Origin of the sequence: Salinicola peritrichatus (assembly GCF_003206715.1) — a bacterium.
GTDB classification, from domain to species: domain Bacteria; phylum Pseudomonadota; class Gammaproteobacteria; order Pseudomonadales; family Halomonadaceae; genus Salinicola; species Salinicola peritrichatus.
The window spans coordinates 59,245-68,070 of record NZ_PZJU01000048.1; the positions used below are offsets into that span (position 1 = coordinate 59,245).

The following is an 8,826-nucleotide window of genomic DNA, read 5'->3' on the forward strand; positions in this document are numbered from 1 at the left end:
CATGTCAGGCGACGCCCCGTGTAACGCGAACATCCGTGACGTCAGGCTCGCGCTTCCGCTGCTGGTATTATTGTGTACCCGCCTCACGCCACTCCCAGATAGATCATCAGGCAAGCGCCGGGCAGGTCGGGAATGCGTAGCGGCAGGTAATCGAACTCCCGGCTGCTGCCATCCGGCAGGCGCATCGCCTTGCGCCCGCTGCTCAGGTCCAGTACGTCCTGTTCCGCCCACAGCTCGCGGAAGACGCTGCTGGCTTCGAGCAGGTCGTCTATCAATTGGCGCATGCGCGGGTCGTCGGTGTAGCGCGTGGCCTGGCTGCGGAAGATCGAGACCAGGGTACGGGCGGATTTCAACCAGTCGGCCTCTGGGTTTCCACGCGTTTATGCGTGAACATCCACCAGAGCTTGTTGCGGGGATGTCTGTCTCCTGGCCGCTCGATACTGAAAAGCCGTGCGGCGGCGGCGTTCCGGGCGACCACCTCCCAGTAGGCATCCATCACGTAAGCCGGATCTGGCTCCATCCTGTCCAGTAGGCGCTGCAGGATTGGATTGACCGGCGAGCCGTTATCGATGGCGCGAGGCGGTGCCGGTCGCCCGGCCAGGGCATAGAGATGTTCGCGCTCGGTCTCGTTCAGCAGCAGGGCACGGGCCAGGCACGCCAGCGCCTGATCGGATGGTTGTACGTCGCGTCCCTGCTCCAGCGCGGTATACCAGGCCGCACCCATACTGGCGCGGGTGGCGACCTCCTCCCGGCGCAGCCCCGGCGTGCGCCGCCTCCGCCCGGGCGGGAGGTCCGCCATCTCGGGGGTGATGGCAGCGCGCTTGGCGCGCAGGAATTCGCCGAGCGAGGGCGATACGGAGTCGGCTGTGCTCATGCCTGGTTGCTTAGCCTGTGTTTGCCAAACGTAGGATAAATCCGAGGATTTTGTAGGATAGTGGAGAATACTAGGGTTTCCAGCAGTGGCGCCAGATGGCGATCCGCTTGACTCACCGGAGACTCTGCATGAGGTCGAATCCGCGTATCTTTCTGATTCTCGGGCTCGACGGCGACGCGGAGTCGGGCTTCGTCCAGACTTTGGTGGAGGAAGCCGACACGTTGTTGCTGGAGACCCCGTTCGATACGAGCGCCGAGTCCGATGTCTACCTGGAAAAGGCTCGCTCGTACTTTGCCGGTGCTCCCGCCGTTCAGCCTCTACCGCTTGCGGGGCCCGGTGCCCTGCAGCGTGCGGTGGATGGTATCGCTGCCCGTTACGGGCGCCTCGACAATCTCATCCTCGGCAGCCGCGCATGTTTCGATGGCTTCCACGATGGATCTCCCTGGCAGCGATTCACGCAGCCTTATCGATTCGATCGACTGGCGCCGATCGTCGCCTGCCTGCCGCTGCTCACGAGCGCGTCGGCTCCCGGCATCATCGAATTGCAGCCGTATGGTAGCGATCGCGACGAACATGCCGATTCCGGGCTCTTCGCACTGCTGAGTGGGACTCCCATTCTCTATGAGCGTGTGCAGTTGGCGCCGGCTCCGGCGCGCCTGGGTGGCGAGGGCGAGGAGGGCGATGCTTCCTGCTTGCGAACGTTGGCACGAGGCATGAAGAGGGCAACTACGCTTTAGAAAGCGTGCGAAGACACGCCGCAACGACAATCCAACCGTGACCCGAGGCTTGATATGAAATGGACGATCAACGGCCATGTTCGGGAGGCCGAAGTGGATTTCCGGACATCACTGCTCGATCTTCTTCGCGAGCACTTTCAACTCAGCGGCACCAAGAAGGGCTGCAACCAGGGCGCTTGTGGCGCCTGTACCGTGCTGCTCGATGGCCAGCGCATCAACGCCTGCCTGGCGCTGGCGGTGCAGGTCCAGGGACGCGATATCATGACCGTGGAGGGACTCGCCGAGGGCGATGCGCTGCATCCGATCCAGGCGGCGTTCGTCGAGCACGACGGCTTCCAGTGCGGCTACTGCACGCCTGGACAGATCTGCTCGGCCGTCGGTTTGGCCGAGGAGTTCGAACGCGGCCTGCCGAGCGCCGTGACGAAGGATCTCGTGGCGTCGGACATCGAGCCGAGCCACGACGAGCTGCGTGAACGCATGAGCGGCAACCTCTGTCGTTGCGGCGCCTACAACGGCATCGTCGCGGCGGTTGCCGACTCACTGGGACGGGAGGTACGGCGATGAGAGCCTTCGATTATCACCAGGCCGTCGACAGCGGGCAGGCGGTCGAGCAAGCCGTGCGCCGTGACGGTGCCAAGTATCTCGGCGGCGGCACCAACCTGGTCGATCTGATGCGCGAGACCGTCGAGCGCCCCGAGATGCTGATCGACGTCACCGCGCTCTCTCGGGATATCGACGAGACCGATGCCGGCGGGCTGATGATCGGCGCCGGCGTCACCAATGCCGCTGTGGCTGGCGATGCTCGCGTGCGCCTGCGCTATCCGCTGTTGTCGCGAGCGATATTGACCGGTGCCAGTGCCCAGATCCGCAACATGGCGACCGTCGGCGGCAACCTGTTGCAGCGCACCCGTTGCGCCTACTTCTACGATGTCGCCGCTAGCTGCAACAAGCGCGAACCGGGTGCCGGCTGTGATGCGCGCGAGGGGTTCAATCGTTACCACGCGATCCTAGGTGCCTCGTCATCCTGCGTCGCCACGCATCCATCGGACATGTGCGTGGCGCTGGCGGCGCTGGATGCCCGCGTGCATCTGCTCGGCCCCGAAGGCGAGCGTGAGCTGGCGTTCAACGACCTGCACCGCGAACCGGGCGAGCGCCCGGAACTCGAAACCGAACTGCGGCCGGAAGAGCTGATTACCGCCGTCGAGTTGCCGCCGCTGCCGATGGCGGTGCGTTCCGAGTATCGCAAGGTACGCGACCGTGCCAGTTACGCCTTCGCGCTGGTCTCGGTAGCCTCGATGGTCGAACTCGATAGCAATACGGAAGACGAGACGATCGCTGACGTGCGTCTGGCGCTGGGCGGTGTGGCGACTAAACCGTGGCGTGCCTGGCAGGCGGAGGCCGTCTTGCGTGGCCAACCGGCGACCGAGGAAACGCTCGCCGCCGCCGCCGATGCCGAGCTGGCGGTGGCCGAGCCGCTATCGGGTAACGCCTTCAAGATCGAACTGGCGCGGCGGGTGATGATCGCGGAGCTGTCGCAGCGCATCGTGGATGCCCGCAAGGGAGGTGAGTCATGAGTCCTTTCACAGGCAAGACGCTCGAAGACAAGCAACCGGGCGTGGCACTCTCCGGCGACTACTGGCGACCGGATGGCCGCCCGGACCCGCTTGGCGAGTCGGGCCGGCAAGGGATCGGTGCGCCGCTCTCTCGCATCGACGGTGCCCAGAAGGTCACCGGCGGCGCGCGTTTCGCCGGTGAGTTCCGCTTCGACGGCATGCTCTACGCTGCGCTGGCCTACAGCACCATCGCCAACGGCCGTATCGTCGGCATCGACACGCGCGTGGCCGAGTCGATGGAAGGCGTGGCGCTGGTGATGACCCACGAGAACGCACCGCGACTCAACACGCCGCCGGTCTTCCTGCGCTCGCCCGACGGCGCTGCCGGCGACGATCACCCGGTGATGCAGAACGAGCGCGTGCACTGGAACGGCCAGCCGGTGGCGCTGGTGCTGGCCGAGACCCAGGAACAGGCCGACGCGGCTGCCGAAAGCATCCACGTGGCGTATGCGACCGAGTCGGCGATGACCGACTTCGAGATGGCGAAGACCCAGGCCCATGAGCCGGACAACGTGCTCGGCGGCCCGGCCGAGATCCGCGTGGGCGACGCCGATGCGGCATTCGAGACGGCGACGCACCGGATCGATGCGACCTACACCACACCTCGCCACAATCACAACGCCATCGAGCCCCACGCGGTGACGCTGGCGTGGGAAGGAGAGGGGGGCAACGAGACGTTGCGAATCCATGACGCCTCCCAGTGCGTCGATCTGGCCGTGGCATCGCTCGCCGAGGTGTTCGGCATCGACGCATCCCGGATTCACATCACCTCACCTTTCGTCGGCGGCGGCTTCGGCGGCAAGACGCTGTGGCAGCACCAGATACTGGCTGCTGCGGCGGCGAAGCTTGCGGGTCGCCCGGTGCGCATGTCGCTGACGCGCAAGGGTGTCTATCGCGTCGTCGGCGGGCGCGCCTGCACCGAGCAGCGGGTGGCGCTGGGGGCGGACGATCAGGGACGGCTCACCGCGCTGATCCACTCCGGTATCGCGGCGATGACGCGGCACAACAACTTGCCCGAGCCCTTCACCCAGGCGACCAAGTGTCTGTATGGCGCGGATAATATCCGGCTCGCGATCGAAGTGGCGGATATGCATATGCTCGCCAACACTTTCATGCGCGCACCGGGAGAATCCGTCGGCACCTTCGCGCTGGAGAGCGCGTTGGACGAACTGGCCGAGCAGCTTGGCATGGACCCGATCGAACTCAGAAAACGCAACGAACCCGAGCGCGATCCCACCAGCGGACTGCCGTTTTCGTCCCGCCATCTGCTCGAAGCGGCTCGGGCCGGCGCGGAGCGTTTCGGCTGGAGCGAACGCGCGTCCCAACCGGGCAGCCGGCGAGAGGGCGAGTGGCGAATCGGCCTGGGCTGTGCCACCGCGACCTATCCTTACATGCGCATGCCCGGTGCGGCGGCGCGTATCACGCTCGACGCCGAAGGCGCGACGGTCGCCATCGCGGCCCACGAAATGGGTATGGGTACGGCGACGGTGCAGACGCAGGTTGCCGCCGCGAGGCTGGGGTTGCCGGTCGAGCGCATCCGCTTCCGTTACGGAGACTCGTTGCTGACGGGCCGCGTGCTGGCCGGGGGATCGCAGCAGACCGCAGCCATCGGCGGCGCGGTGATTGCCGCGCAGCGGGCGCTGGTCGACGAGTTGCTCGGTCTCGTCGATGCCGACTCGCCGCTGGCGGGATTATCACCGGCCCAGGTCGAGTGTCGAGATGAAGGGCTTGGTGTGGTGGGCGATGACTCGCGCTTCGAGACTTATCGCCAGATTCTGGCGCGGGCCGAGCGTGCCGAGTTGGTCGCGGAAGCCGATGCCGCCGATTCGGAGGAGTTGGCGAACTGGTCGATGCACTCCTTCGGCACGATCTTCTGCGAGGTCGGCGTCAGCGAGGTGACCGGTGAGATTCGCGTGCGCCGGCTGCTGGGCTCATTCGACTGTGGGCGCATCCTCAACGCCAAGACGGCGGCCAGCCAGTTCCGTGGTGGCATGATCATGGGGCTCGGCCTGGCACTGATGGAGGAGACGCTGTTCGACTCGCGCAGTGGTCGGATCATGAATCCGAGCCTTGCCGACTATCACGTGCCGGTGCAGATGGACGTGCCGGAGATCGAGGTGATGTGGACCGATATTCCCGATCCGCACACGCCCATGGGCGCCCACGGCATTGGCGAGATCGGCATCACAGGCGTTGGCGCGGCGGTGGCCAACGCCATCTACAACGCCTGCGGCAAGCGCGTCCGCGACCTGCCGATCACGCTCGACAAGGTGATGTAGCGGGGGACAGCACGCCGACTCGGGATCGTCTCGAGTCGGCGTTTTCGTCTCCGACGCTCGTCGACGCGCCGATTGTCGATCCTCTCGCGTTGCTCTGAGGCTATGGTTCCGGCGCCTGGCTTTTTCCCGCATGATGTCGGCTCTGGAACGTTGGCTCATCTGCCATGGAATAGGACGCGTGATGAAAGGATCGGTGCTGGGTTTGTGGGGAATGCTGGGCGTATCACTGGGGGTACTGAGCGGAGCGAGTGCCGTGCTGGCGCAGGACGAGAGCAACGAGACTCGCCAGGTTCTCGACCCCATCGTCGAATCGCTGTTGCGGGAGCAGGACATTCCCGGCATGGCCGTTGCCGTGGTAAGCCCGGCGGGCACGCTGATCGCCAATTATGGCCTCGCCGACCGCGAGTCGGGTACGCCGGTCGACGATGACACGCTGTTCGAGATCGGGTCCCTCAGCAAGACTTTCACTGCGACGCTGGCTGCCCTGGCCTCCGTCGAGGGCAAACTCGATCTCGAGGCGCCGGTCAGCCGCTATCTGCCCGAACTCGAGGGTAGCGCCTTCGACGATGTCACCGGCCTCAATCTCGGCACCCATACGGCCGGCGGGCTACCGCTGTTCGTGCCCGATGAGGTAACGGATCGAGAATCGTTGATGGCGTGGTACCGCCAATGGCAGCCGAGCGAGCCGATCGGCGAGAGCCGCACCTATTCCAATCTCGGGATCGGCCTGCTGGGCCTGGAAGCCTCGGCCAGCCTCGACAGAGACTTCGTGACGGCGATGCGTGCCCGCGTGTTCGATGCGCTGGACATGCGACAGACTTGGTATGACGTTCCCGACGCACAGATGCCGAACTACGCGATGGGCGAAGACAAGGACGGTCAGCCGATTCGCGTGGCACCGGGCGTGCTCGACGACGAGGCCTACGGCATCAAGACCACGGCCGCGGACCTGGCACGACTGGCGCAGGCCAATCTGGGGCTGCTGGCGCTCGACGACGATCCGCAGCAGGCGATCGACGTGACCCGCGAGGGACATTACCGGGTCGGTGACATGACCCAGGATCTGATCTGGGAGCAGTATCCCTTGCCGGTCGCGCTCGATACGCTTCTGGCGGGCAACGGCTACGAGATGATCCTGAAATCCAATGTTGCGAAACCCATCGATCCTCCACAGGCGCCGCGAGAGGACGTCTGGATCAACAAGACCGGTTCCACCAACGGCTTCGGCGCCTACGTCGTGATGCTGCCCGGCCAGCAGACCGGGTTGGTGATGCTGGCCAATCGCAACTACCCCAACGATGCCCGGGTCGAGGCCGCCTATCGCATTCTGTCGGGGCTTGACCTGATCGGTGGCGACGATCCGCGGCAGTGAAGAGGCGGCGTTCCCGGTTGGGTGGTATCCGCCGGGCAGTTCGATACGATGGCCTGCCGCATCAGGAGGCGATGCGAGTGTAGATCGATAGCTTGATCGCCGGGTCATCATTTGACTGGAAGTTGGCATATGCGAAGTGCAACTCGCCATGGATCGGATGAGACAGGTGTTTATGGCCGGCACGGGGGTGGCGTATATCGTGAGTAGTCCACCACTGGTCGAATTCCGCGCTATCCCGCTGCAATCGGGACAGGAGTTCGATGAAGGCGGGGTCGGCCGACCAGAAGTCGTAGATGGCGCGGAACTGGGCCAGCATTCGCTGGGCTTCGCGTTCCCAAGTATTGCCGAATAGCGATCTGGCGGCGGGTTCGATAAACATGTAGAGCAGGATGTTTCGCCGCTCGACCGATAGCGCCGTGAAGTCGAAAATGTCGTCGGCTGCCGAGTTCCATGCCAGCAAATCCCAACGCTGACCGGTGAGATAGCTCGGTTGCTCCATATCGTCGAGCATTCGAAGCAAGGTCTCGGGTACGACTTCCCGCGAGAATCGTGGCTGCTCCGCACTCTGGGCCAATGCCTGGAGGTGCCGGGTCTCTGCTGCATCGAGTCGTAACGCTTCGGCCAGAGCCTTGATGGTCGCTGCCGAGGGGGTGGTTCCACGGCCCTGCTCCAGACGGATATACCAATCGACGCTGATGTTCGCCAGTTGAGCAACCTCCTCGCGTCTCAACCCCGGCGTACGTCTTCGGCCGCCATCCGGCAGATTCACCATTGCGGGCGTGAGGCGCTCCCGGCGCGATCGCAACAGGTTGCCTATCTCATGGCGCACGTCTTCTTTACACGGCATCGGGCCCCCTCATCCTGGGAGTGGGCCATCCCAGGATAGTGCTATCTCTGAATGCTTGGCTGGCAGACTCGCATACTGCGGGTGTAGTTACCGAACAGGAGGATACGATGAAAGCTGCCGTACTAGAAAATCTCGGTTCCCCGCTGAACATTCGCGAAATGCCGAACCCTGTCGCCAATCCGGGCGAAGCGTAAGCGCTCCATTAACCCCATCTTCTTGAACTGACTGGTGCCGGCCACACTGGTGTCCTCTGATCATTGGAGGATGCCATGAACGAACTGACCTCGACGCAGGCCTACTGGTTGGGCCACCTGTTCCATGCCTCGTCCCGGCAATTACCGTTGAGCGAGTATGCCAAGGAGCAGCGCCTGGATTTGGCGGAGCTGCTGACGTGGGAACAGCGTCTAGTGGTACAAGGTATCCCGGTGCCGCCGCGTCATCGACCGGCGCGTTTCGTCACCGTGGTGGTGATCCGATGATTCGGCCGGATGCCGGGCTGCGGGTCTATCTGTGCCGCGAGCCGGTCGACATGCGTAAGCAGATCGATGGGCTGGCCCTGCTGGTACAGGAAGCGATGGAGCTCAACCCCTTCGAGGAGGCGGTGTTCGTGTTCGGCAATCGCCAGCGCGACAAGGTGAAGATCCTGTTCTGGGAACGCAACGGCTTCGTGGTCTGGTACAAGCGGCTGGAAAAGGAGCGCTTCAAATGGCCAGCACGTCTGGACGGCGACACGCTCAGCCTCTCCGGACAGGAACTGAACTGGCTACTCGATGGCTACGACATCAGCGCCATGCAGCCGCACAAGGCCTTGAATTTTCAATCGGTTGGGTAGTCTTCGCACTCCCCTTGAGAGGCGCGATCCGGTAAAATAGTCGCATGACCTCCCCCCCTTCCCACACCGCCGATACGGTCGACCAGCTGCAACGCAAGCTGGCTGCCGCTGAGGCAGAAAACGACCGCCTGTTGGCCTTGATGGCCAAGAAGGAGGCGCAGTGGGAAGCCGCCAAGCAGTCGTTGTTCGAGCAGTTCAAACTGGCGATCGAGCGCCAGTTCGGCCCCTCTACCGAGAAGTACCGCGTCGAGCAGGGTGATCTCCTCATCAAC

General features: G+C 64.1%; 10 protein-coding genes and 1 pseudogene. 8 read left to right on the forward strand and 3 right to left on the reverse strand.

All coding sequences use genetic code 11. From position 1 onward, the window contains the following. Positions 1–83: 83 nt before the first annotated feature. Both DOM57_RS22585 and DOM57_RS22590 read right to left on the reverse strand, forming a co-directional pair. Positions 84–353: an MmyB family transcriptional regulator gene (locus DOM57_RS22585; protein ID WP_110650255.1), complete on the reverse strand. Its 270-nt coding sequence runs from the start codon at positions 351–353 to the stop codon at positions 84–86. Beyond that, positions 350–874 carry an MmyB family transcriptional regulator gene (locus DOM57_RS22590; RefSeq protein WP_110650256.1) on the reverse strand — a complete coding sequence of 175 codons (525 nt, stop codon included), beginning with the start codon at positions 872–874 and terminating at the stop codon, positions 350–352. Before DOM57_RS22590 ends, DOM57_RS22585 begins: the two co-directional genes overlap by 4 nt. Positions 875–1,002: 128 nt before the next feature. Between DOM57_RS22590 and DOM57_RS16375 the strand changes: the two genes are divergently transcribed. The 5 genes from DOM57_RS16375 to ampC all read left to right on the forward strand — a co-directional run bounded on the left by DOM57_RS16375 (position 1,003) and on the right by ampC (position 6,875). After that, complete coding sequence (locus DOM57_RS16375; RefSeq protein ID WP_110650257.1) at positions 1,003–1,611, forward strand: hypothetical protein; 609 nt, start codon at positions 1,003–1,005, stop codon at positions 1,609–1,611. A 54-nt stretch (positions 1,612–1,665) separates the two neighbouring features. Then, positions 1,666–2,175: a 2Fe-2S iron-sulfur cluster-binding protein gene (locus DOM57_RS16380; protein ID WP_110650258.1), complete on the forward strand. Its 510-nt coding sequence runs from the start codon at positions 1,666–1,668 to the stop codon at positions 2,173–2,175. Then, positions 2,172–3,185 (forward strand): FAD binding domain-containing protein, encoded by a 1,014-nt coding sequence (locus DOM57_RS16385; RefSeq protein ID WP_110650259.1) that lies wholly within the window; start codon positions 2,172–2,174, stop codon positions 3,183–3,185. The genes DOM57_RS16380 and DOM57_RS16385 overlap by 4 nt, the downstream gene beginning before the upstream one ends. Then, complete coding sequence (locus DOM57_RS16390; protein WP_110650260.1) at positions 3,182–5,503, forward strand: xanthine dehydrogenase family protein molybdopterin-binding subunit; 2,322 nt, start codon at positions 3,182–3,184, stop codon at positions 5,501–5,503. Before DOM57_RS16385 ends, DOM57_RS16390 begins: the two co-directional genes overlap by 4 nt. A 181-nt stretch (positions 5,504–5,684) precedes the next feature. Further along, positions 5,685–6,875 carry a class C beta-lactamase gene (ampC, locus tag DOM57_RS16395; RefSeq protein WP_110650261.1) on the forward strand — a complete coding sequence of 397 codons (1,191 nt, stop codon included), beginning with the start codon at positions 5,685–5,687 and terminating at the stop codon, positions 6,873–6,875. A 61-nt stretch (positions 6,876–6,936) separates the two neighbouring features. On the opposite strand, the gene DOM57_RS16400 is transcribed toward ampC, so the two are convergent. Beyond that, the gene (locus DOM57_RS16400) at positions 6,937–7,722 is read right to left on the reverse strand and encodes a helix-turn-helix transcriptional regulator (protein WP_110650262.1); all 786 of its coding nucleotides are present in this window, start codon (positions 7,720–7,722) and stop codon (positions 6,937–6,939) included. A gap of 269 nt (positions 7,723–7,991) precedes the next feature. Here DOM57_RS16400 and DOM57_RS16405 point away from each other — a divergent pair, with 269 nt between their 5' ends. The 3 genes and pseudogenes from DOM57_RS16405 to DOM57_RS16415 form a co-directional block, all read left to right on the forward strand. Further along, on the forward strand, positions 7,992–8,201 hold the full coding sequence (locus DOM57_RS16405; protein ID WP_110650263.1) for a hypothetical protein: 210 nt from the start codon (positions 7,992–7,994) through the stop codon (positions 8,199–8,201). After that, complete coding sequence (gene tnpB / locus DOM57_RS16410) at positions 8,198–8,554, forward strand: IS66 family insertion sequence element accessory protein TnpB (RefSeq protein WP_110650264.1); 357 nt, start codon at positions 8,198–8,200, stop codon at positions 8,552–8,554. The genes DOM57_RS16405 and tnpB overlap by 4 nt, the downstream gene beginning before the upstream one ends. Positions 8,555–8,598: 44 nt before the next feature. Further along, positions 8,599–8,826 (forward strand): annotated as a pseudogene (locus DOM57_RS16415) (IS66 family transposase); the annotation flags it as partial.

Bases quoted from the DNA above. Each gene is read 5' to 3' on its own strand.
- DOM57_RS16380 (WP_110650258.1), top strand. From the start codon at position 1,666: ATGAAATGGACGATCAACGGCCATGTTCGGGAGGCCGAAGTGGATTTC.
- ampC (WP_110650261.1), top strand. From the start codon at position 5,685: ATGAAAGGATCGGTGCTGGGTTTGTGGGGAATGCTGGGCGTATCACTG.
- DOM57_RS16390 (WP_110650260.1), top strand. From the start codon at position 3,182: ATGAGTCCTTTCACAGGCAAGACGCTCGAAGACAAGCAACCGGGCGTG.
- DOM57_RS16405 (WP_110650263.1), top strand. From the start codon at position 7,992: ATGAACGAACTGACCTCGACGCAGGCCTACTGGTTGGGCCACCTGTTC.
- DOM57_RS16375 (WP_110650257.1), top strand. From the start codon at position 1,003: ATGAGGTCGAATCCGCGTATCTTTCTGATTCTCGGGCTCGACGGCGAC.
- tnpB (WP_110650264.1), top strand. From the start codon at position 8,198: ATGATTCGGCCGGATGCCGGGCTGCGGGTCTATCTGTGCCGCGAGCCG.
- DOM57_RS22590 (WP_110650256.1), bottom strand. From the start codon at position 874: ATGAGCACAGCCGACTCCGTATCGCCCTCGCTCGGCGAATTCCTGCGC.
- DOM57_RS16400 (WP_110650262.1), bottom strand. From the start codon at position 7,722: ATGCCGTGTAAAGAAGACGTGCGCCATGAGATAGGCAACCTGTTGCGA.
- DOM57_RS16385 (WP_110650259.1), top strand. From the start codon at position 2,172: ATGAGAGCCTTCGATTATCACCAGGCCGTCGACAGCGGGCAGGCGGTC.